This is a genomic window from Micromonospora sp. C28ISP2-4, from assembly GCF_030519385.1.
In the GTDB taxonomy this organism is placed as follows: Bacteria; Actinomycetota; Actinomycetes; order Mycobacteriales; family Micromonosporaceae; genus Micromonospora; species Micromonospora tulbaghiae.
Genome location: NZ_JAUMKG010000004.1, coordinates 451,464 through 473,049, shown reverse-complemented (window position 1 = coordinate 473,049; position 21,586 = coordinate 451,464). Strand labels below are relative to the sequence as shown.

At 72.9% G+C, this 21,586-nt stretch carries 21 protein-coding genes; 12 read left to right on the top strand and 9 right to left on the bottom strand.

From position 1 onward, the window contains the following. Positions 1-77: 77 nt before the first annotated feature. From Q3W68_RS18435 to Q3W68_RS18420, 4 genes are all read right to left on the bottom strand, one after another. Entirely contained in the window at positions 78-1,754 is a 1,677-nt protein-coding gene (locus tag Q3W68_RS18435; protein ID WP_302906603.1) for an ABC transporter substrate-binding protein, read from the bottom strand. Positions 1,755-1,871: 117 nt separating this feature from the next. Next, a complete protein-coding gene (locus tag Q3W68_RS18430; RefSeq protein WP_302906602.1) occupies positions 1,872-2,948 on the bottom strand; it encodes a LacI family DNA-binding transcriptional regulator in 1,077 nt (358 codons plus the stop codon). A gap of 228 nt (positions 2,949-3,176) precedes the next feature. Next, positions 3,177-3,899 carry an FkbM family methyltransferase gene (locus Q3W68_RS18425; protein ID WP_302906710.1) on the bottom strand — a complete coding sequence of 241 codons (723 nt, stop codon included), beginning with the start codon at positions 3,897-3,899 and terminating at the stop codon, positions 3,177-3,179. Between the two features lie 532 nt (positions 3,900-4,431). Beyond that, positions 4,432-4,812 carry a YccF domain-containing protein gene (locus tag Q3W68_RS18420; RefSeq protein WP_174534142.1) on the bottom strand — a complete coding sequence of 127 codons (381 nt, stop codon included), beginning with the start codon at positions 4,810-4,812 and terminating at the stop codon, positions 4,432-4,434. Positions 4,813-5,137: 325 nt separating this feature from the next. Between Q3W68_RS18420 and Q3W68_RS18415 the strand changes: the two genes are divergently transcribed. The 4 genes from Q3W68_RS18415 to Q3W68_RS18400 are packed head-to-tail and all read left to right on the top strand — an operon-like array spanning position 5,138 to position 8,174. Beyond that, on the top strand, positions 5,138-6,247 hold the full coding sequence (locus Q3W68_RS18415) for a Xaa-Pro peptidase family protein (RefSeq protein ID WP_302906601.1): 1,110 nt from the start codon (positions 5,138-5,140) through the stop codon (positions 6,245-6,247). Then, the gene (locus Q3W68_RS18410; protein ID WP_120569949.1) at positions 6,244-7,386 is read left to right on the top strand and encodes an acyl-CoA dehydrogenase family protein; all 1,143 of its coding nucleotides are present in this window, start codon (positions 6,244-6,246) and stop codon (positions 7,384-7,386) included. The genes Q3W68_RS18415 and Q3W68_RS18410 overlap by 4 nt, the downstream gene beginning before the upstream one ends. Before the next feature lie 9 nt (positions 7,387-7,395). Further along, a complete protein-coding gene (locus tag Q3W68_RS18405) occupies positions 7,396-7,611 on the top strand; it encodes a DUF433 domain-containing protein (protein WP_091426971.1) in 216 nt (71 codons plus the stop codon). Between the two features lie 59 nt (positions 7,612-7,670). Beyond that, complete coding sequence (locus Q3W68_RS18400) at positions 7,671-8,174, top strand: Lrp/AsnC family transcriptional regulator (protein WP_135240114.1); 504 nt, start codon at positions 7,671-7,673, stop codon at positions 8,172-8,174. Here Q3W68_RS18400 and Q3W68_RS18395 read toward each other — a convergent pair. After that, positions 8,107-8,718 (bottom strand): histidine phosphatase family protein, encoded by a 612-nt coding sequence (locus Q3W68_RS18395; protein ID WP_302906600.1) that lies wholly within the window; start codon positions 8,716-8,718, stop codon positions 8,107-8,109. The two genes, Q3W68_RS18400 and Q3W68_RS18395, sit on opposite strands and share 68 nt — an antisense overlap. A 55-nt stretch (positions 8,719-8,773) precedes the next feature. Next, entirely contained in the window at positions 8,774-9,727 is a 954-nt protein-coding gene (locus Q3W68_RS18390) for a DMT family transporter (protein WP_302906599.1), read from the bottom strand. Between the two features lie 73 nt (positions 9,728-9,800). Here Q3W68_RS18390 and Q3W68_RS18385 point away from each other — a divergent pair, with 73 nt between their 5' ends. Together Q3W68_RS18385 and Q3W68_RS18380 are read left to right on the top strand one after the other, a co-directional pair. After that, complete coding sequence (locus Q3W68_RS18385) at positions 9,801-10,745, top strand: LysR family transcriptional regulator (RefSeq protein ID WP_302906598.1); 945 nt, start codon at positions 9,801-9,803, stop codon at positions 10,743-10,745. 96 nt (positions 10,746-10,841) lie between these two features. Beyond that, positions 10,842-11,036, top strand: a complete 195-nt coding sequence (locus Q3W68_RS18380; protein WP_302906597.1) for a CsbD family protein — start codon at positions 10,842-10,844, stop codon at positions 11,034-11,036. Positions 11,037-11,093: 57 nt separating this feature from the next. Here Q3W68_RS18380 and Q3W68_RS18375 read toward each other — a convergent pair whose 3' ends face one another. Then, positions 11,094-12,500 (bottom strand): KamA family radical SAM protein, encoded by a 1,407-nt coding sequence (locus tag Q3W68_RS18375; RefSeq protein WP_302906596.1) that lies wholly within the window; start codon positions 12,498-12,500, stop codon positions 11,094-11,096. A gap of 143 nt (positions 12,501-12,643) precedes the next feature. Between Q3W68_RS18375 and Q3W68_RS18370 the strand changes: the two genes are divergently transcribed. From Q3W68_RS18370 to Q3W68_RS18345, 6 genes are read left to right on the top strand one after another with little or no spacing between them, the layout of a single operon-like run. Further along, the gene (locus tag Q3W68_RS18370) at positions 12,644-13,705 is read left to right on the top strand and encodes a zinc-binding alcohol dehydrogenase (RefSeq protein ID WP_302906595.1); all 1,062 of its coding nucleotides are present in this window, start codon (positions 12,644-12,646) and stop codon (positions 13,703-13,705) included. A 4-nt stretch (positions 13,706-13,709) separates the two neighbouring features. After that, a complete protein-coding gene (locus tag Q3W68_RS18365) occupies positions 13,710-15,281 on the top strand; it encodes an amidohydrolase (protein WP_302906594.1) in 1,572 nt (523 codons plus the stop codon). Then, positions 15,278-16,837: a lysine 5,6-aminomutase subunit alpha gene (locus tag Q3W68_RS18360; RefSeq protein WP_302906593.1), complete on the top strand. Its 1,560-nt coding sequence runs from the start codon at positions 15,278-15,280 to the stop codon at positions 16,835-16,837. Before Q3W68_RS18365 ends, Q3W68_RS18360 begins: the two co-directional genes overlap by 4 nt. Further along, on the top strand, positions 16,834-17,589 hold the full coding sequence (locus Q3W68_RS18355) for an OAM dimerization domain-containing protein (RefSeq protein ID WP_302906592.1): 756 nt from the start codon (positions 16,834-16,836) through the stop codon (positions 17,587-17,589). Before Q3W68_RS18360 ends, Q3W68_RS18355 begins: the two co-directional genes overlap by 4 nt. After that, a complete protein-coding gene (locus Q3W68_RS18350) occupies positions 17,586-17,978 on the top strand; it encodes a hotdog domain-containing protein (RefSeq protein ID WP_302906591.1) in 393 nt (130 codons plus the stop codon). Before Q3W68_RS18355 ends, Q3W68_RS18350 begins: the two co-directional genes overlap by 4 nt. Positions 17,979-17,989: 11 nt before the next feature. Next, positions 17,990-19,408 (top strand): glutamate mutase L, encoded by a 1,419-nt coding sequence (locus Q3W68_RS18345; RefSeq protein WP_302906709.1) that lies wholly within the window; start codon positions 17,990-17,992, stop codon positions 19,406-19,408. 362 nt (positions 19,409-19,770) lie between these two features. Here the strand turns inward: Q3W68_RS18345 and Q3W68_RS18340 are convergent, their stop codons facing one another. Together Q3W68_RS18340 and Q3W68_RS18335 are read right to left on the bottom strand one after the other, a co-directional pair. Beyond that, a complete protein-coding gene (locus tag Q3W68_RS18340) occupies positions 19,771-20,553 on the bottom strand; it encodes an ABC transporter permease (RefSeq protein ID WP_302906590.1) in 783 nt (260 codons plus the stop codon). Further along, the gene (locus Q3W68_RS18335) at positions 20,550-21,524 is read right to left on the bottom strand and encodes an ATP-binding cassette domain-containing protein (protein ID WP_302906589.1); all 975 of its coding nucleotides are present in this window, start codon (positions 21,522-21,524) and stop codon (positions 20,550-20,552) included. The genes Q3W68_RS18340 and Q3W68_RS18335 overlap by 4 nt, the downstream gene beginning before the upstream one ends. Positions 21,525-21,586 lie beyond the last annotated feature (62 nt).

The window sequence follows — 21,586 nt, the reverse complement described above, 5'->3', positions numbered from 1 at the left end:
TGTCTGGGGTTGCCGGTAGCGAGGGGCGGGCGCTGCCGGCCCGGCCGGGCGATCGTGGCCGGGCCGGCAGCGCCGGGTCAGCCGTTTGCCGGCTTGAGGTGCAGCACCACGTCCACCGCGTTGGGCTGGGTGGGCTGGAGCGCGCCGTACGGGTTCGAGTCGTCCGGCCAGCCGGTCCAGTTCTTCGTGCTGTACGCGCCGCCGATGTTGTCGGCGCCCACCGGGATCATCGGCATCTGCTCGACGAAGATCTTCTGCAGGGTGGCCAGCGCGGTGGTGCGGGTGGCGTCGTCGGTGGCGTTCGCGTACGACACCAGCGCGTCGGTCGCCTCCTTGCTCTGGAACCGGCCGAAGTTGCCCGCCGGGGAGGCGGTGCCGATCGGCTTGAGCACGCGGCCGTCCATGACGGTCCGGTAGATGTCGTACGGCGTGGCGCCGCTCTCGGTCCACCGGAACGTGGCCTCGAAGTTGCCCTGCTCGACGTTGCGGAACCAGGCGTCCTGGTTGGCCTTGTCGACGGTGGCCGCGATGCCGATCTTCGCCAGGTTGCCCTTCACGATCTCCAGGCTGGTCTGGTAGTCGGACCAGCCGGCCGGGTCGGTGAGCCGGATCGTGACCGGCTTGCCGCTGCGGTCCTTGAGCGTGTTGCCGTCGAGCTTGTAGCCGGCGCCGGTGAGCAGCGCCTTGGCGCCCTCGACGTCGACCTTGTGCTCCTGGCCCTTGTACTCGGGCGCGATGAACGAGTCACCCGCCGGGCTGGGCAGGCCGGTCACGCTCTTGACCTCGGGGTGGAAGTAGCCGGCCTCGGCGGTGGTGAAGATGTCCGCCCGGTCGATGACCATGTTCATCGCCTTGCGCAGCGTCGGGTCGTCGAACGGCTTCTTCGTGGTGTTCAGGTAGAGGCCGTGGATGCCCAGCACCGGCGGCGCCCACATCTTGTGGTTCTTCTGGTCCTTGGCCACGAACACGGTCTGGTAGTTCGGGATGAAGACGAAGCTCCACTCCGACTCGCCGTTCGCCAGGGCGGTGGTCTGCGCGCTGTTGTCGGTGTACGAGGTGTACCGCAGCTCCTTGACCTTCGGCGCGTCCTGCCAGTAGCCGCTGTCGCGTACCGCGAGCGTCATGCTCGCCGGGGTGAACGACTTCAGCGTGTACGGGCCGCTGCCGACTGGCTGCTTCACCGGGTCGCTCGCCGGATCGGCGATCTTCTCCCACAGGTGCTTGGGCACGATCGGCACGCGCCACAGCACCTTCTGCTGGTTGACGAACTGCGGGCTGGCCATCGAGATGGTGACCTCGTTGCCGTTCGCGGTCGCGTCGGTGTACGGCACGCCCTGGTCGTTGAGGGCCGGGAACTTCTTCACCAGGTTGTAGGTGAACGCGACGTCCTCGGCGGTGACCTTCTGCCCGTCCGACCAGGTCGCGTTGTCGCGGATGGTCACCTTCACCGTCTTGTAGTCCGACGACCACTCGGCCTTGGTGGCAAGCCACGGCTTGAACGGCTCGGCCGGCTTGACCGGGTTCCACATCATCAGCGGCTCGTAGATCTGCCACCGGTAGCCGAGCGACGCGGCGGCCGAGGTGGTGAGGAACGGGTTGTTGTTCTCCGCCTGCAGGCCGTTGGGCATGCCGACGTTCAGCACTGTGGCGGCCTGGCCGCTCTTCTTGTTCGCGTTGGGGCTGTCGCCGCAGGCGGCGGCGCCGGTGACCATCGCGCCGGCCAGCGCGAGGGCGAGGAGTTGCCGTCTTCTCATGGAGGTCTCCCTCGGTGGTCCCGCATTCCTCGGGCGGGATGTGGTGGATGGAGGGTGTGCGGTGGTGCCACCGGCGGGCGGGCCCGCCGGCGTGGTCGCCGGGTGCGGCGGGGTGGGTCAGGTGACGCGGGCGCCCGTCGGCTTCCGCGCGCCTGTCGAGTCCGGTGTCGTCGGGTCGCTCGTGTTCGTCGGGTCGCCCGCGCCCGTCGAGTCGCGGGCGGTGAAGCCGGTGGGGATGACGGTCGGGGTGTCCGGCAGCGGGGTGCCGGTGAGGTGGCCGATGAGCAGGCGGGCGGCGGCCGTACCCATCTCCCGCAGGGGCTGGCGCACGGAGCTCAGCGGCGGGTGGGTGTGCCCGGCCAGCGGGAGGTCGTCGAACCCGACCACCGCCACGTCCTGCGGGACGCGCCGCCCGGCGTCGCGCAGCGCCTGCAACGCGCCGGCGGCCGACAGGTCGTTGTGGGCGAAGACGGCGTCGAACGGTACGCCGTCGGCGAGCAGCCGCCGCACCGCCGCGCGCCCGCACTCGAAGGTGAAGTCGCCTTCCACCACCCGGTCCGGCTCGATCGGTGCGCCCGCGTCGGCGTAGGCGCCGGCGAACCCGGCGAGCCGTTCCCGGGTGCAGCCGAACTGGCGCAGGCCGGTGATGACGAGCGGCCGCCGCCGTCCGAGCGCCAGCAGGTGCGTGGCGGCGGCCCGCGCGCCCGCCTCGTTCGTGGTGCGCACCGACGGGAAGCCGGGCTGGTGGCCCCGGTCGTCGATGAGGATGACCGGCAGGCCGCGCCGGTGCAGCTCGGTGATGTAGTCCAGCGTCCCCTCGGGTTCGACCACGAGCAGGCCGTCGAACGACTTGGCCGAGACCTGGGAGGCGAACCGGCGCATCGACTCGTCGCCGTGGGTGCAGGTGAACAGCAGCATGCCGTAGCCGGCGGCCTCGACCACGTCGGCCGCGCCCTGGAGGACCTCGCCCATCCAGGGCCAGGTCAGCGCCGGGACCAGCATTCCGACCACCCGGGTACGCCCCCGGGCGAGGCCGACCGCGCGGGCGCTCGGCACGTACCCGAGGTCGCTGATCACGGCGCGGACCCGGTCGGCGGTGCGCACGTGCACCTCGCCCTTGCCGTTCAGCACCCGGGAGACCGTCGTCTTGCTCACCCCGGCGCGGGTGGCGACGTCGGCGATGGTGATCGGCACGTGACGCTCCCGGGTCGCAGGGATGAGCGGGGTGTTTCGGAACCGGTTGCGGAAGCGGTTCCGTGGCAGTCAACCCAAGTGGCGCGGCTCACGTCAATCACAGACGGATAACGATGCACTGCTAAGTTCGAGCTTTGAAAAAAGTGCCCGGGCTGGGACTCCGCCGATCACGGCGATGAGCAGGGTCGATGCGTTCCGGCCCGGTCGTCCTCTCTCCGAAATGGAGGTTCAGGGGCGGGCGTAAACGTCGCCGGAGTTGGCAGCGTCCGGCAGCGCGCCCAGGTACGCGGCGACCTCGGCGGCCGGGCGCCAGCCGGGCAGTGCGAACTCCATCTCGTCACCGATCGCCACGGTGAACCGGGTGAAGCCGAGCGCGGTGAGCCGGTCCAGGCAGCGCGCCGCCGCCACCCGGGCGATGGTGGTGAACTCGAACGACAACGCCGGGACCGGCCGGTTCAGCCCGGCCAGCACGGCGTCCTCGAACCCCTCCACGTCGATCTTGACGAACGCCGGCACGCCGTACGCGGCCACCAGCGCGTCCAGCGTCGTACCCGGCACCTCGATCTGCGCGTCCCACGTCTCGTCCGCCCAGCCGGGTGCGCCGTCGGCGGCGCGGACGAACCCGGGGGAGGCGGTGGAGACGGTCGGGTTGGCCGAGTTGACGTGCAGTCGCACCGGCCCGGCGGTACGCCCGCAGGCCGCCTCCACCACAGTCACCGCGTCGTCGCCCGCGTACATCTCGCGCAGCGCCCGGGCGCACAGCGGCTGCGGCTCGACCGCGACCACTGTCGCGCCGAGCCGGCGGAAGCTGCCCAGCCGGTCGCCCACGTGCGCGCCGACGTCGAAGACCAGGTCACCGGCGCGGACCAGCGGGGCGTAGAACGCGTCGAGGGCGGCGTCGCGCGCCGGGTCGCCGTGGTAGAACTCCAGCGACCGGCGCAGACCGGACATCGCCGGGTCCGCCTTCAGCGTCTCGATCACCCCGTCCCGCACCCCTCCGACGCTAGCCAGTGAGCCCACGGCGCGAGCCCTATTCGCATCCCTGAAACCGCCACCCCATCCTCCTAGGACGCTGTAGAGGTGGTGCGGTGTGCCGCGTCCCCTTCACGCGACGCGCGAGCCGGCGAAGAGGGTGCCTGCTCGCGGACGGACGGTGGCGGAATGCGTAGGCAGGGCCGAGATCCCGGGAAACGTCCGGCCCTCGGCGTTGCACGCGGTGGTCGCCTGGGGGAGTCGGTCGGCGACCTGCGGCTGACCAATCCGGCGCCGCCCCTCGGGGGCCCGCCAGATCTTGGTACGAAACGGCCCCTATAAGGGCCGTTCTGTACCAAGATCTCCCAGCATCCCGGTAGTCGGAACGCGGATCCCGCTCACTAGGAATTGCCCTCGTTGCCGGAGGTATCCCACCGTGGGTGGAACGTCATGGGTGTCAAACGAGGGCGGAGACACCCGTGACGTTCCACCCGCTGGGTCGTGGGGGCGGTTACGGGTTCTCGACGACCTCCTGGCCCAGCGGCCAGAGCGCCGCCGGGACCAGCTTGAAGTTGGCCACGCCGAACGGGATGCCGATGATCGTCACGCAGAGCGCGACGCCGGCGAGGATGTGCGACAGGGCCAGCCACCAGCCGGCCAGCACCACCCAGAGCACGTTGGCCAGGCCGGAGGGGAGGCCGGCGCCGGGCTTGCGCACGATGGTGCGCCCGAACGGCCACAGCGAGTACGAGGCGAGCCGCAGCGAGGCGACGCCGAAGGGGATGGTCACGACCAGGACGAAGCAGATCAGGGCAGCGATGCCGTAGCCGAGGGCCAGGACGAAGCCGCCACCGAAGACGAGCCAGAGCAGGTTCAGCAGAAAGCGGATCACCACTCCATGGTCGCCCGTGGCCGCAAGCGCGGGCATATCGCTGCGGGCGGCGGGTGGAGGAGGGCGTGATCGAGCCCGAGCCGTCGTGCCTGTGGCGCCCGGGCGGGCGGGTGGTGCCGTGACCCCCGTGACCCGAGCAGGCCGGCCGGGCCGGACGCCGGGCCTCGGCTTCTCGGGGACGGTCGTGGCGTCGCAGTTGTCGATCGTGGTGGGGGAGCTGTTGCAGGCGTCCGGGATGACGAAGGTCGAGGCGGACCGGATGTCGGGTGTGTGCGAGCATCAACCGGACTCCCGCGCTGGCCCAAACGACCGTTAAGCTTCGGCTGTGGGAACCGACGATCTGTACCCGGCCGGGCGACTCGCCGAGGCCCAGCGCGCCACCGCCGCGGCGGGCCTGGACGCGCTGGTGCTCACCCCGGGTTCCGACCTGCGCTACCTGACCGGCTACGACGCCCGCGAGGGGGAGCGGCTGACCTGCCTGGTCCTGCCCGCGGAGGGCGAGCCGACGCTGATCGTGCCGGTGCTGGAACGGCCGGACGCCGAGGCCGCGCCCGGCACCGGGTACCGGATCGTCGACCACGCCGACGGCACCGACCCGTGGCCGCTGGTGCGCGCGGCGCTCCCCGGCCCGGTCCGCGCCGTCGGGCTGGCCGACCGGATGTGGGCGCAGCAGGTCCTCGCGCTGCGCGACGCGCTGCCCGGCGCGGCCCAGCGGCTCGCCTCCGACGTGCTGCGGGAGATGCGGATCCGCAAGTCGCCGGCCGAGGTGGCGGCGCTGGCCGAGGCGGGCGCCGCGATCGACGCGGTGCACCTGCGGATGGGGGAGTGGCTGCGTCCCGGCCGTACCGAGCGGGAGGTCGCGGCCGACCTCGCCGCCGCGATCCGGGCCGCCGGGCACGCCGCTGTCGACTTCGTCATCGTCGCCGCCGGCCCGAACGGCGCGAGCCCGCACCACGGCACCTCGGACCGCCCGATCGGCATGGGCGAGCCGGTGGTGGTCGACATCGGCGGCACCATGCCGTCGGGCTACCGGTCCGACTGCACCCGCACGTACGTCGCCGGCGGTCCCGCCCCGGCCGAGTTCGTGGACTACTACGCGGTGCTGTGGGAGGCGCAGCGCGCCGCCGTGGCCGCCGTCGCGCCGGGCGTGACCGCCGAGGCCCTCGACGCGGTCGCCCGCGACGTCATCGGCGCCGCAGGGTTCGGCGACGCCTTCCTGCACCGCACCGGTCACGGCATCGGCCTCGACGGCCACGAGGAGCCGTACGTGGTGACGGGCAACCTCCGGCCGCTTCAGGCCGGCATGGCTTTCTCGGTCGAACCCGGCATCTACCTCGCCGGGCGGCACGGAGCCCGGATCGAGGACATCGTCGTCTGCACGACGGACGGCGGGCAACGGCTCAACACCACCCCCACGGAGCTCATCGCGCTATGAACGTCGACCGGATCCTGCCCACCGACGAGGCCCACGACCTGCTGGACCTCGCCACCGAACTCGCCGACCGGGAGCTGGCCCCGGCCGCCGCCGGTTTCGAGGCCCGCGCCGAGTTCCCCCGGGAGGTGCTGCGCACCCTGGGCCGGGCCGGCCTGCTCGGCCTGCCGTACGCGGAGGAGCACGGCGGGGCCGCCCAGCCGTACGAGGTGTACCTCCAGGTGCTGGAGATCCTCGCCAGCCGGTGGCTGGCAGTGGCCGAGGCGGTCAGCGTGCACACGCTGTCCTGCTACCCGGTGGCCCAGTTCGGCACCGACGAGCAGCGCAAACTCCTGCCGGACATGATCGGCGGGGAGCTGCTCGGGGCGTACTGCCTCTCCGAGCCGCAGGGTGGTTCGGACGCGGCGGCCCTGACCACGCGGGCGGTGCGCGACGGCGACGCGTACGTGGTCACCGGCACCAAGGCGTGGATCACGCACGCCCGGGTGGCCGACTTCTACAACATCTTCTGCCGCACCGGCGGTCCCGGCCCGAAGGGCATCTCCTGCCTGCTGGCCGACCGGTCCACGCCGGGCATCCACCCGCAGGCCGCCGAGCGCACCATGGGCCTGCACGCCTCGCCGATCGCGCAGATCGCCTTCGACGACGCCCGGGTGCCGGCGGACCGGCTGATCGGTGGCGAGGGCGCCGGGTTCACCATCGCGATGTCCGCGCTGGACTCCGGCCGCCTGGGCATCGCCGCGTGCGCTGTGGGCCTGGCCCAGGGCGCGCTGGACTACGCGGTCGGCTACGCCCGGGAGCGCCGCCAGTTCGGCCGGGCGATCATCGACTTCCAGGGGCTCGGGTTCAACCTGGCCGACGCCGCCACGCAGATCTCGGCCGCACGGGCGCTCACGCTCGCCGCCGCGCGGCTGCGCGACGCCGGACGCCCGTACTCGATCGAGGCGGCCAAGGCGAAGCTGTTCGCCACGGACGTGGCGATGCGGGTGACCACCGACGCGGTGCAGGTGCTCGGCGGCGCCGGGTACGTCGCCGACCACCCGGTCGAGCGGTACATGCGCGAGGCCAAGGTGCTCCAGATCGTCGAGGGCACCAACCAGATCCAGCGGCTGGTCATCTCCCGCGCGCTGGCGAAGGGCTAGCCTGTCGCGGTGACCTTCCCCCGGATCACCGTGGACCCCGACGTCATGGGGGGTGCGCCCTGCGTACGGCAGTCGCGCATCCCCGTGGCCACCCTGCTGGCCATGATGGCCGAGGGCATGTCCGTCACGGACATCCTCACCGACCTGCCGTTCCTGGACGAGGAGGACATGGCGGAGGTGCTGAACTTCGCCGCGGACGCGGTGCGCGACCGGACGGCGCGCTGAGCGTCACCGCGGCGGGCCGGGTGCGGCGTGGGAGCGCTTTTCCGGCTAGGGTGCAGCGCGTGGAGGAGATCGACCGTGCCATCGTCGCCGCGCTGACCGGGGACGGTCGGCTGTCGTACACGGATCTGGCCGAGCGGGTGGGCCTGTCGGTGTCGGCCGTGCACCAGCGGGTCCGCCGGCTGGAGCAGCGCGGGGTGATCAAGGGGTATGCCGCGCGGGTGTCGTTCGAGGCGCTGGACCTGCCGCTGACCGCGTTCGTGGCGATCCGGCCGTTCGACCCGTCGCAGCCGGACGACGCGCCGGAGCGGCTGGCGCACCTGTCCGAGATCGACTCGTGCTACTCGGTGGCGGGGGAGGACTTCTATCTCCTGCTGGTGCGGGTGGCCGGTCCGGCCGACCTGGAACGGGTGCTGCAGGAGATCCGTACCGCCGCGAACGTCACCACGCGTACCACTGTGGTGCTGTCCACGCCGTACGAGAACCGGCCGCCGAAGATCAGTGGCGAGCTGACCGGTCGGGGGCGTCCCCGCCCGTCGGCGGAGCCGGCAGGTTCCACCGCCTGATCACCCGCCGGCCGTGCTCGTGGCCGAGCACGCTGAGCGTGGCGGTGTCCAGCCGCAGCAGCGCGCCGGCCGAGGGCGGCAGCCCGATCCAGCGGGCCCCGAGCACCCGCAGGCTGTGCCCGTGCCCGACGAGCGCGACGTCGCCCTCCTCCAGCAGCGGCGCGACCCGGTCCAGGACGCGGTCCAGGCGGGCGCCCACCTGCTCCGGTGACTCCCCACCGGGCCCGCCGTCGGTCCAGATCGTCCAGCCGGCCCGTTCGGCCTGGATGTCCGCGGTGGTGCGGCCCTCGTACTCGCCGTAGTGCCACTCGGCCAGGTCGGGTTCGACGGCGTCGACGGTGAGCCCGGCCAGGGCGGCGGTGCGGGTGGCGCGCTGCCGAGGGCTGGACAGGACCCGGGCGAAGCGCCGGCCGGCCAGCAGGGGAGTCAGCGCCGCTGCCTGCCGCTCGCCGTCGGGGGTCAGCTCCAGGTCGGTGTACGAGGTGTGCCGGTGGGCGGCGCTCCACGTGGTCTCGCCGTGCCGGATCAGCAGGATCTCGTTCACCGGCCCAGTCAACCACGCCGGGGCCGGTCCGGCCCGTCGACGGTTCGTGCCGGCGCTACCGGGCCGCCGTCGCCGTTTCGGTGTCGCGTATCGGGCGGCCGGGCGCCCGCTCCGGGGCCCGTACGCCGCCGGCGCGCAGTTGCAGGACCGCGACGGAGGCCAGCACCAGCGCACCACCCGCGAGCTGTGCGGGGGTCAGGGCCTCACCGAGGGCGAGGGTGGCCAGCGCGGCGGTGACCACCGGTTCGAAGGTCGACAGGATGGCCGCGGTCGACGGACCGGTCCGCTTCAGGCCGGCGAAGAAGGCCAGCATCGCCACGACCGTGGAGACCACGGCGATGGCGGCCAGCCAGAACCATCCCCGCCACCCGAAGCTCAGGTCGACGCCGCCGGTGACCAGGGCGCGACCGCCGAGGGTGCCGGCGGCGCCGGTCATCACCAGCGCCGACAGCGCCACGGGTGCCAGCCGGTGCACGACGGTGTCGGAGACCAGGATGTAGACCGTGTAGGTGACGGCGGCGGCGAAGGCCAGCAGCGCCCCGAGCGGGTCGAAGCCCGCCCCACCGGCGCCGAGCAGCACCAGCAGCGTCCCACCCGAGGCGGCCACCAGCGCCGCGCCACGCCTCGGGCTGAGCCGGTCCCGGCCGAGCAGGACCGCCGCCACCGTCACCATGACCGGATACGTGTAGAGGATCAGCGCCAGCAGGGACGCGTCCATCAGCTCCAGCGCGGAGAAGTAGAGGCTCGCCTGCGTGGCGTACCCGACGGCGCCCAGTCCGAGGGCGACGGCCACCATCCGGCCGCGCCTCGTCGCCGGCCGCCCGCCGCCCAGCGTCGCGCGGCGCAGGCCGGGCCGCGTGAGCAGGAGGAGCCCGAGCAGTACGGCGGCCAGGCCGAAACGCACCAGCAGCAGGGCCGTCGGGGACACACCGGCGTCGTACGCGAGCTTGCCGAAGACGGCCATCGCGCCGAAACAGGCGGCGGACAGGAGACAGAGTGCGGCACCCACCCGCCAAGGATCACCGGGGTCGACTGTCCGGGTCCAGCGATGAATTCCGCAGGTGAATCATTAGGATTCCCGCATGATGCAGATGGACCTGCGGCGGTTGCGCTTCCTGCGGGAGTTCGAGGAACGCGGCACGATGGCCGCTGTCGCCGCGGCTCTGGGCTACAGCCCGTCGACTGTCTCGCAGCAGCTGGCCCTGCTGGAGAAGGAGGTGGGCGTCCGGTTGCTGGGCCGGGCGGGGCGCGGCGTACGGCTCACCGAGGCCGGGCATGTGCTCGCCCGGCACGCCCGGGTGCTGCTGTCGGCGGCGGAGGCGGCGGAGGCCGATCTGGCCGCCCTCGACCGTGACGTCCGGGGGAGCGTCCGGGCGGGCGGCCTGCAGTCGGCGGCGCGCCGCCTGCTCGTGCCGGCCGTGGCACGGATGAGAGCCGAGCACCCGCGGGTCCGGGTGGAGATCTTCGAGCTGGAACTGGAGCAGTCCCTGCCGGGCCTGCGTCTCGGCGCTGTCGACCTGGTCATCGGCGACGAGTACGACAGTCAGCCCCGCCCTCGCCCGGCGGGGCTTCGTTTCGTGCTCCTGCTCGAGGAGCCCTTGCGGCTCGTGCTTCCCGCCGCGCATCCCCTCGCCCGGCCCGGGGGACACGTCGCGGTCACCGACCTGCGGTCCGAGGTCTGGACCGCCTCCGCCGAGGGTACCGGGCACCACGCCATGGTGGTCGGGACGTGCCGCCGCCTCGGTGGCTACGAACCCGACCTGCGGCACCGTTCCAGCGACGCGGACGTGCAGCTCGAGCTGGTCCGGGCCGGGGCGGCGGTGGCCCTGATGCCGGCAATGACCCTGCCGGGGGACGACCCGGCGCTGGCGGTGCGGGGCATCGCCGAGACCGCCCTCCGGCGCCGCCTGGTCGCCGTCACCCGGGACACACCGCTCGCGCCGGCGGTGACCGCGTTTCTGGCCGCCGTCACGGACCGGGTGCGCGACCTCAGCCGGGAGGCGCCCACCTTCAACCTATTATCCTAGGACGCATTACGCGATGTGCGCCGGTCAACGGCGTTTCACCCGACAGTCACCGGGGACGCGACAAGGGCAAGGCGCAGCCGGACGAGGGAGGGCGACATGGGCTTCACCGACAAGGCGAAGAACAAGGCCCAGGAGATGAGCGGCATGGCCAAGGAGCGCATCGGCGACGTGACCGACAACGAGCGGTTGCGGGCCGAGGGCGCCTCCGAGCAGAGCACGGCGCGGGCCCGGCAGGCCGGGGAGCACGCCAAGCAGGCGGGCCGCGACGTCAAGGACGCCTTCAACAAGTGAGTACGCGAACGGCGGGCCACCTCAGCGCTGAGGTGGCCCGCCGTCGTGTGTCAGGGGTCAGTCGTCGCGGTGCGCGAGCCACCAGGCCTGGCCGGCCTCGGGCAGCGTGTCGATCGGGTCGTAGTAGGCGTAGCGCTTGTTCAACGCCTCCAGGTCGGCCGACTCGATCGAGGTGCGGTAGTTCTTCGTCCAGTAGGAGATGCCGCGCTCACGGTCGTAGTCGGTGAGCATGTGCACCCACCGCTTGCCGACGAACGGCACGTCGCAGACGATCCGCGGGGTGGCGTAGCCGGGCAGGTAGCCCATGATGTCGTGCTGGAGCTGCTGGGCGTGCCAGACCGGGACGCGCCAGTGCTCGGCGTTGGGGATCATGTCGCACATGTAGAAGTAGTACGGCAGGATGCCCGCCTCGCCCTGGAGCGCGAAGCAGAGGTCGAGCAGGTCGGCGCTGGTGGCGTTGACGCCGCGCATGAGCACGCCCTGGTTGCGGACGTCACGGACGCCGACGTCGAGCGCGGTCTGTGCGGCCTTGGCGACGAGCGGGGTCAGCGACTGGGCGTGGTTGACGTGGGTGTGGATGGCCAGGTTGACGCCGCGGCGGGCGGCGGTGCGGGCGACCCGTTCGAGGCCCTCGACCACGTCGGGCTGGAGCCAGTGCTGGGGCAGGCCCATGAGCGCCTTGGTGGCGAGCCGGATGTCGCGGATCGTCTCGATCTCCAGCAGGCGCATCAGGTACGACTCGAGGTTGCGCCACGGCACGTTGGCGACGTCGCCGCCGGAGACGACCACGTCGCGTACGCCCGGGTGGGCCTTGAGGTAGGTGATGTGGGCGTCGTAGCGGTCGACGGGCTTGAGGGTGAGCTTGAGCTTGTCGACGGCGGGGGTGGAGTTGCCGACGAGGTCCATGCGGGTGCAGTGCCCGCAGTACTGCGGGCAGGTGGAGAGCAGCTCGGCGAGGACCTTGGTGGGGTAGCGGTGGGTGAGGCCCTCGGCGACCCACATGTCGTGTTCGTGGAGGCTGTCGCGGCTGGCGTACGGGTGCGACGGCCAGTCGGTGCGCCGGTCGGAGGCGACCGGGATCATGTAGCGGCGGATCGGGTCGGCGAGCAGCGCCTCGGTGCTCATCGTCTGATGCGGCACCATGGTGTTGAGCATCTGCGGCGGCACCAGCATGGACATGGTGGCCAGGGCCTTCTGGTCGGCCTCCAGGTCGGCGTAGAAGGTCTCGTCGACCGTGTCGCCGAGGACGGCGCGCAGCTGCTTGATGTTCTTGACGCAGTTGACCCGCTGCCACTGGGCGCTCTCCCACTGGTCGCGGGTGACGTGGCGCCAGCCGGGGAAGCGGGTCCAGTCGGGTTCGACGAGGGGCGCGCGGCGGTATTCGTAGGGCTGTCCGGCGGCCGGGACGGTGGCCGGCGCGTGGCGGGGCGTCGGGATGGTCTCCACCGGTTGGGTCTGGGTCACGGCCCCTCCTCGTCAGCGTGCGGGTTGATCAACGGTTGCGAAGGCTACTGGAAAATCTGCGGTGAAGAAATTAGTCTGCCGGAAGTTTTCCCGCGACGCGACCCCTGGCCGGGGGTTCGGGCGGCTGGACATAGGGGGTCGGCGTGACGTCACCGGTGGGTCTGCACCGAGTCGTGGAACCGGCGGGAGTGCTCCCGCAGGCGGCCTGGCGGCTGGACCCGGACCCGCGGATCGCGGCGAACGAGGTGCGGATCCGGGTCGAGCGGCTGAACCTGGACGCGGCGAGCTTCCGGCAGCTGGCGGAGAAGCACGGCGGCGACGGGGGCAAGGTCCGCGCCGAGGTGCTGGAGATCGTGTCGACGCGGGGGAAGATGCAGAACCCGGTCACCGGCTCGGGCGGCATGCTGATCGGCACGGTGGAGGAGGCGGGCCGCCGGTCGCCGCTGGGGCTGAAGCCGGGCGACCGGGTGGCCACGCTCGTGTCGCTGACGCTGACGCCGCTGACCATCACCGACGGGCTGGCCCGCTGGGACGGGCGCAGCGAGCAGGTGCCGTGCGACGGGTACGCGATCCTGTTCGCCCGGTCGATCGCGGCGGTGCTGCCGCCGGACCTGCACCCCGAGTTGTCCCTGGCGGTGCTGGACGTGTGCGGGGCGCCGGCGTTGACGGCGCGGGTGGTGGCCGAGCAGGTGGCAAGGCGGTCCCGTGAGGGTGATCCGCGTCCGGTGTCGGTGGCGGTGATCGGCGGGGCCGGCAAGAGCGGCTCGCTGTCCCTCGCGGCGGCGCGGCGGGCGGGCGCCGCCCGTACCGTCGGGGTGGTTCCGGTGGCCTCGGAGCGGGACGCGCTGACGGCGGCCGGGCTGGCTGACGTGGTGGCGCTGGCTGACGCGCGGGATCCGGTGGGGCTGTCGACGGCGGTGACGACGGCGCTGGGTGTGCCGGCGGACGTGACTGTGGTGTGCGTGGACGTGCCGGGCTGTGAGCACGGGGCGGTGCTGGCCACGGCGGACGGCGGTACGGTGATCTTCTTCTCGATGGCGACGAGTTTCGCGGCGGCGGCGCTGGGCGCGGAGGGTCTGGCGGCGGACGTGACGATGCTGGTGGGCAACGGGTACGTGCCGGGGCACGCGGCGCTGGCGCTGGATCTGTTGCGGTCCGAGCCGGGGGTGCGCGGTCTGTTCGAGGCGCGCCTGGCGGCAGACTGACACCATGACGAACCCCTCGACGCTGTATCGCGGTGGAGTGCTGCACTGTCCGGCCGACCCGAGCGCGACGGCGCTGCTGGTGCGCGACGGGCGGATCGCCTGGTTGGGTACTGATGCGGAGGCACCGCGGGCGGACCGGGTGGTGGAGCTGGGCGGAGCGCTGGTGACGCCGGCGTTCGTGGACGCGCACGTGCACGCGACGGACACCGGGTTGGCGTTGTCGGGGCTGGATCTGTCGGCGGTGCGGTCGGCGGGTGAGCTGCTGGAGGCGGTGTCGGCGTTCGCGGCGGGCCTGCCGGGTGACGCGGTGGTGCTGGGGCACGGCTGGGACGAGTCGGCCTGGGCGGATCCGGCGTTGCCGGACGCCGCGGCGCTGGATCGGGCGGCCGGTGGGCGGCGGGCGTATCTGTCTCAGGCGTCGATCCATTCGGCGCTGGTGTCGGCGGCGTTGCTGGCGGCGTGCCCGGAGGTGGTGTCGGCGGCCGGGTACGCCGCGTCGGGGTGGTTGCGGCGCGACGCGCATCATGTGGTGCGGGCGGCGGCGTTCGCGTCGGTGACGCGGGCGCAGCGGGTGGCGGCGCAGCGGCGGGCCCTGGAACACGCGGCGTCGCTGGGTGTCGCGGCGGTGCACGAGTGTGGTGGTCCGGACATCTCCGACGAGGAGGACTTCACCGGGCTGCTGGCGGTCTCGGGTGCCGGGGTGCCGGAGGTGTACGGGTACTGGGGTGAGCTGCTGGGTGCGGCGAAGGCCCGGGAGTTGGGTGCGGTGGGCGCGGGCGGTGACCTTTTCGCCGACGGGGCGCTGGGGTCGCGGACGGCGCACGTGTCGGCGGCGTACCTGGACGGTGAGGCGGGGGCGTGCGGGCACGGGTACGTGTCGGCGGAGCAGGTGCGTGATCATCTGCTGGACTGCGCCGCGCACGGGATGCAGGGCGGGTTCCACGCGATCGGGGACGCGGCGATCGGGACGGTGCTTTCGGGGTTCGCGCTGGCGGCGCGGTCGCTGGGCGTGGACCGGTTGCGGGCGGCCCGGCACCGGGTGGAGCACGCGGAGATCATGAGTAAGGCGTTGATCGCCGGGTTCGTGGAGTACGGGATCGTGGCGTCGATGCAGCCCGCGTTCGACAGGTTGTGGGGCGGCGCGGGCCGGATGTACGAGTCGCGGCTGGGGTTGGCCCGTTCGTTGGAGTCGAATCCGATGGGCGCGATGCACGGGGTCGGTGTGGCGTTGGCGTTCGGGTCGGATTCGCCGGTGACGCCGCTTGATCCGTGGGGGTCGGTGCGGGCGGCGGCGGCGCATCACAACCCGGCGCAGCGGATGAGTGTGCGGGCGGCGTTCGCGGCGCACACGCGCGGCGGGTGGCGGGCGGTGCACCTGGACAACGAGGGTGTGCTGGCGTTGGGGGCGCCGGCGACGTTCGCGGTGTGGGACACCCCGGCGGGGGTGGAGCGGGGGCTGCCGGTGGTGCTGGCCGAGGATCCGGAGTTGCGGGGTGCGGACGATCCGACGCCGCTGCCGGTGTGCCGGGCCACTGTGTTGCGCGGTGACGTGATCTATCAGGAAGGGTCTTCGTGACAGGGAAGCTTGGGCTGGATCCGGCGCTGGTGGCGCGGGCGCGGGAGTTGGCGCGCCGGGCGGGGCAGCCGGTGGTGGATCTGGCGCGCAGTCACACCACGGTGTCGGTGGAGCGGGCGGTGCTGCGGCTGGCCGGGGTGACCGGCGCGGACCCGGACGGCATTCCGTGGGTGAACCGGCTCGTGGACGCGGTGGTCGCGGACGTGGGGCTGGGGCACGGGGTGGCGGCGCCGGTGTTCGACGCGCTGGCGCGTGAGGGCATCGCCGACGTGACGTTGCTGGCGCAGAAGGCGGCGGCCGGGTCGGTGCGGTTCGCGCAGCCGTCGGGGAAGGCGGCGACGGCGGCGCGGCGGGCGTCGCGCAAGGCGGTCGCGGCGGGGATCCGGGCGATCGACAGGCGGCGCGCGGAGCGGGACCGCCTGGTCAAGCGGTTCGGGGATCCGGAGCGGCGGCCGTGGATCTACCTGATCGTGGCGACCGGTGACATCTACGAGGACATCCCGCAGGCGCAGGCGGCGGCGCGGGCCGGCGCGGACGTGATCGCGGTGATCCGGTCGACGGGGCAGTCGCTGCTGGACTACGTGCCGGAGGGGGCGACCCGGGAGGGGTTCGCGGGCACGTACGCGACGCAGGAGAACTTCCGGCTGATGCGGGCGGCGCTGGACGAGTCGTCGCGGGAGCTGGGCCGGTACGTGCGGTTGACGAACTACGCGTCGGGTCTGTGCATGCCGGAGATGGCGACGCTGGCGGGGCTGGAGCGTCTGGACATGATGCTCAACGACTCGATGTACGGGATCCTGTTCCGCGACATCAACCCGATCCGCACGTTCGTGGACCAGCGGTTCTCGCGGCAGGTGCACGCGCGGGCGGGCATCATCATCAACACCGGTGAGGACAACTACCTGACCACCGCGGACGCGGTGGACGAGGCGCACACCGTGACGGTGTCGCAGCTGCTCAACGAGTTCTTCGCGCACGAGGCGGGGCTGGCGGACTGGCAGCTGGGGCTGGGGCACGCGTTCGAGATCAACCCGGATGTGCCGGAGTCGTTCCGGTTGGAGCTGGCGCACGCGTTGCTGGCGCGGGAGTTGTTCCCGGACGCGCCGTTGAAGTGGATGCCGCCGACGAAGCACATGACCGGTGACGTGTTCCGGGGCAACCTGCTGGACGGGTTCTTCAACCTGGTGGGCACGATGACCGGGCAGGGCATCCTGCTGGTCGGGATGATGACCGAGGCGGTGGTGACGCCGTGGCTGTCGGACCGGGACATCGCCCTGCAGAACGTGCGGTACGTGCTGGGCGCGGCGGGCGGCCTGCACGAGGACTTCGTGCCGGCGCCGGGCGGGTTCATCCAGGAGCGGGCGCACCGGGTGCTCGGTGAGGCGGTGGACCTGCTGGAGCGCATCGGGGACCAGTCGTTGCTGACGGCGATCGCCGAGGGCACGTTCGGGATCATGAAGCGGCCCGCGGACCGGGGCAAGGGCCTCGACGGGGTGGCGCGGCACGAGGCGGACTACTACAACCCGGCCACGGAGATCCTGGAGCAGCCCTCATGAGTGAGAAGACGGTTGTGCGGCCGTACGGGGACACCACCGGTGACGGCATGGTGCAGGTGTCGTTCACGTTGCCGGTGCCGCACGACAAGCGGGCCGAGGGCGCGGCGGTGCAGCTGGCGAACAAGATGGGCATGGACCCGGCGATGCTGGTGCACGCCAAGCCGATCGGTGACGGGTTCACGTTCTTCGTGGTGTACGGGCGGGTGAACCACCTGGTGGACCTGTCGAAGGTGCAGGTGGTGGAGCGCGACTATCCGCTGCTGTCGGCCAAGGAGGTCAACGCGGTGGTGAAGCGGCGGCTGCGCCGCAAGCTGTCGGTGGTCGGCGCGTGCATCGGCACCGACGCGCACACGGTGGGCATCGACGCGATCCTCAACGTCAAGGGCATCGCGGGGGAGAAGGGGCTGGAGTACTACCGGGAGCTGAAGGTCACGAACCTCGGCGCGCAGGTGAGCGTGCCGGAGCTGGTCGAGGCGGCCCGGCGGGAACGTGCCGACGCGGTGCTGGTGTCGCAGGTGGTGACGCAGCGCGACGCGCACCTGCACAACACGCGGGAGATGTCCGCGGCGTTCCGGGAGGCGATGCCGGCCGGGCGGCGGCCGCTGCTGATCGTCGGCGGGCCGCGGTTCGACGAGACGATGACCGGCGAGCTGGGCGTGGACCGGATCTTCGGCCGTGGCACCACTCCGGGTGAGGTCGCCAGCTACCTCGTCCACGCTTTGATCACCTCCAGGAAGGCGAACACCCCATGAACGATCCGCGTGTCGGTCTGACAGTCACCCACCGCCGGTACGTGCCGTACTCCCACGCCCACTACGCGGGCAACCTGGTCGACGGGGCGTACGCGCTGGGGTTGTTCGGTGACGTGGCCACCGAGGTGTGCATCCGTACCGACGGCGACGAGGGGTTGTTCGCCTCGTACGCCGATGTGCAGTTCCGGGCGCCGATGAAGGCCGGTGACGTGCTGGAGGTGACCGCGACGGTGACCCGGGTGGGCACCCGCAGCCGCACCATCGACTTCGCCGCCAGCGTGGTGTGCCGGGGCCGCCCGGACAAGGGCGAGTCGGCCGCCGAGGTGCTCGACGAGCCGATCGTGGCGGTCACCGCGACCGGCACTGTGGTCGTACCGCCGTCGCCGTGAGCGAGCCGATGTTGCGCGCCGTCGTCTGCGCCGACGTCGGGTCGACGTACACGAAGGCGGCGGTGGTGGACCTCGACGGCGGCCGGCTGGTCGCGGCGGCGTCCGCGCCCACCACCGTGGGCACCGACGTGCTGCACGGCCTGGACGCCGCGGTCGGCGCGGCCGTCGCGTCGGCCGGGGTCGCTGAGGTGCCCTGGTACGTGTGTTCGTCGGCCGGGGGTGGGCTGCGCCTGGCGGTGGTGGGTTACGAGCCGCTCGTGACCGCTCAGGCGGGCCGGCGGGTGGGTCTGTCGGCGGGCGCGAACGTGGTGCACGTGGCGGCGGGGCGGCTCGCCGGCGCGGACGTGGCGGCGTTGCGGGCGGCCCGCCCGGACGTGGTGCTGCTGGTGGGCGGCACCGACGGCGGCGACGCCGAGACGGTGACGCACAACGCGACGCGGCTGGCGAAGGCCCGGTTCCGGGTGCCGGTGGTCCTCGCGGGCAACGCCGACGTGCGCGAGGACCTGCGTGCGCTGCTGGCGGGCGCGGGGGTGCCGGTGACGGTGGCGGGCAACGTGCTGCCCCGCATCGGGGTGCTGGAGCCGGCGTCGGCGCGGGCGGCGATCCGGGAGGTGTTCCTGCGGCACGTCATCGGCGGGAAGAAGCTGTCCCGGGGTACCCGGTTCGCGCGGCTGGTCCGGGCGGCCACCCCGGATGCGGTGCTCACCGGTGTGGAGGTCCTGGCCGGCACGCTCGGCGGTGACCTGGCGGTGGTCGACGTCGGCGGGGCCACCACTGACGTGTACTCGGTGCTCACCCCCGACGAGCGCGACAGCGGCCCGAGTCAGGAGGTCGCCGGGACGCTGTGGCGGGCCCGTACCGTCGAGGGTGATCTGGGCATGCGGTGGAGCGCGCCGGGTGTGGTGCGCGCCGCGGCCGAGGAGCGGCTGCTCGACGCGGCCGAGGAGGCGCAGCTGGCGGCCGCGGCGGCGGTACGGGCCGCCGACCCGGGGTTCCTGCCCGCCGGTGACGGCGAGCGGGCCGTGGACCGGCGCATCGCGGCGCTCGCGGCGACTGTGGCGTTGCGGCGGCACGCGCGCGGGGCGGCGACGGGGGAGCGGGCCGGGCGGGACCTGCGGGAGGTGAAGCTGCTGGTCGGTTCCGGTGGGGTGCTGCGGCACGCCGATCCGGGTGACGCGGCGGCGGTGCTCGACGCGGTGCTGACCGACCACGCGGGCGGGTGGGCGTTGCCGCGCGCGGCGCGGCCGGTCGTCGACGTGGACTACGTGCTGGCCGCCGCGGGGCTGCTCGCCGCCGACCATCCGGGTGCGGCGGCGGCGATGCTGCGGCACCACCTCGCGCCTGACGCACGCCGCGGACAGGGCGCGGAAATCGAGACGCGCCGACGCGACACGCCGTGTCGCAACACACGACAGGCCCGGGTGGGTTGACAGCGGCGGGGGTCTACGCCGTACCGTCTTTGAGTCCTACCACGGGAAGCGGCTGTTGTTCGCTTCGTCCCTTCGTCCGCTGGCCGAGCGACCGGAAGGTTGCGGCGGCCAGGTCCAGCGGGCGGGGGTCGGCGGGGCGGCGCGAACCGGCCGCGGTTACCGGTGTACGGGCAGGGTGAGAGGCACGGCCAGTAGACAACGGCCAGGCGGGGGCAGCCAGTCCACGTCGGGTCGGTCCGAAGGTCGGCGCCGATCGTCTTCGCCCCACCGGCCGGGAAGGGCCTGGGAGCATCGGGGCGCGGCTTCGGCCGCGCCCCGATTTCATCCCCCCGATATTCCCCGTGTCAGCGGCACGGATTCTGTCAGCGGCCGAGCCGCCGGTAGCGGCGGACCGCCGCCGGGGCGGCCACCGCGATCAGCGCCAGCGGCCAGGCGATCGCCAGTTCCAGCGCGTGCCGGGCCGGCCACGAGTCGCCGCCCAGGCCCGGGTTGCCGAACAGGTCCCGGGCCGCCGCCACTGTCGCCGACAGCGGGTTCCAGGCGGCGATCGCGCCCAGCCAGTCCGGCATCAGCTCCGGCGCCACGAACACGTTGGACAGGGCGGTCAGCGGGAACGCCAGCGGGAACACCACCACCGCGACCGTGTCCGGGTTCGGCACGAGCAGCCCGAACAGGATGCCCACCCACGTCATCGCGACGCGCAGCAGCAGGATCAGCGCCACCGCCGCCAGCGCCGGGCCGACGCCCTCACGCCACTGCCAGCCCACCAGCAGCCCGCACACCACCAGCGTGGTCATCTCCAGGCACGCCCGTACCAGGTCGGCGCCGGCGCGGCCGGACAGCAGCGCCGAACGGGCCATCGGCAGCGACCGGAACCGGTCCACCACGCCCCGGCCGGCGTCCACCGCGATCGCCGACGCGGTCGCGCCGAGGCCGTAGAGCATCGTCATGACGAACACCCCGGGCAGCAGGAACTCCCGGTAGCTGCCGTCGCCCGGCACGGACATGCCGCTGCCGAACACGTAGCCGAACACCAGCACGAACATGATCGGCAGGCTGAAGTAGAGGATGATCTCCTCCGGGGCGCGTACCACGTGCCGCATGTTGCGCCCGGCCATCAGCCATCCGTCGGTCAGCGCCCTCACGACGCCACCCCCACCCGCTGCGCGTCGGCGTGACCGCCGGTGAGCCGCAGGAACGCCTCGTCGAGTGTGGGCCGGCGGACCAGGACGTCCTCCACCGCCACCCCGGCGTCGTCGAGGGCCCGCAGCACGGCGGTGAGCACGGCGATCCGGTCGGCCACCGGCGCGTCGACGCGCCGCAGCTCGGGGTCCACCGTCGCGGTCGCGCCGGTGGCGCGTTCCACGACGGTTGCCGCCGCGGGCAGGTCCGCCGCGTCGCGGACCACCAGTTCCAGCCGGTCGGCGCCGATGCGGGCCTTCAGCCGCTCCGGCGTGCCCTCGGCCACGACCCGGCCGGTGTCGATGACGCACACCCGGTCGGCGAGGTGGTCGGCCTCCTGCAGGTACTGGGTGGTCAGCAGCACGGTGGTGCCGTCGTCGACCAGTTCCCGCACCGCCGTCCACAGGCCGTTGCGGCTGCGCGGGTCCAGGCCGGTGGTCGGCTCGTCGAGGAACAGCACCCGCGGCGGCACGACCAGGCTGGCCGCCAGGTCCAGGCGGCGGCGCATCCCACCGGAGTAGCCGCCGGCCGACCGGTCCGCGGCCTCGGTCAGGCCGAACCGGTCCAGCAGTTCCTCGGCGCGGCGGCGGGCCCGGCGCGCGGACAGGCGGCGCAGCCGGCCGAACAGCACCAGGTTCTGCCGTCCGCTGAGCACCTCGTCGACCGCCGCGTACTGGCCGGTCAGGCTGATCGCGGCGCGGACCCGGTCCGGGTCGGAGGCGACGTCGTACCCGGCCACCCTGGCCCGGCCGGCGTCGAAGCGCAGCAGCGTGGTGAGGATCCGCACCGCAGTGGTCTTGCCCGCCCCGTTGGGGCCGAGCACCCCGTAGACGGTGCCGGCTGGTACGGCCAGGTCGAAGCCGTCCAGGGCGGTGGTGCGGCCGTACGTTTTTCGTATCCCGTCGGCCAGCACGGCCGTCGTGTCGTCGGTCATGGCGTCAGCGTCACCGGCGGCGCTGACCGGACGCGTACCGTGCGCGCACCGGGCGGCGTCGC

Coding starts and splice junctions, on each gene's coding strand:
- Q3W68_RS18435 (WP_302906603.1), bottom strand. CDS start 1,754: ATGAGAAGACGGCAACTCCTCGCCCTCGCGCTGGCCGGCGCGATGGTC.
- Q3W68_RS18425 (WP_302906710.1), bottom strand. CDS start 3,899: ATGTCCGGTCTGCGCCGGTCGCTGGAGTTCTACCACGGCGACCCGGCG.
- Q3W68_RS18410 (WP_120569949.1), top strand. CDS start 6,244: ATGAACGTCGACCGGATCCTGCCCACCGACGAGGCCCACGACCTGCTG.
- Q3W68_RS18385 (WP_302906598.1), top strand. CDS start 9,801: ATGATGCAGATGGACCTGCGGCGGTTGCGCTTCCTGCGGGAGTTCGAG.
- Q3W68_RS18380 (WP_302906597.1), top strand. CDS start 10,842: ATGGGCTTCACCGACAAGGCGAAGAACAAGGCCCAGGAGATGAGCGGC.
- Q3W68_RS18365 (WP_302906594.1), top strand. CDS start 13,710: ATGACGAACCCCTCGACGCTGTATCGCGGTGGAGTGCTGCACTGTCCG.
- Q3W68_RS18355 (WP_302906592.1), top strand. CDS start 16,834: ATGAGTGAGAAGACGGTTGTGCGGCCGTACGGGGACACCACCGGTGAC.
- Q3W68_RS18350 (WP_302906591.1), top strand. CDS start 17,586: ATGAACGATCCGCGTGTCGGTCTGACAGTCACCCACCGCCGGTACGTG.
- Q3W68_RS18335 (WP_302906589.1), bottom strand. CDS start 21,524: ATGACCGACGACACGACGGCCGTGCTGGCCGACGGGATACGAAAAACG.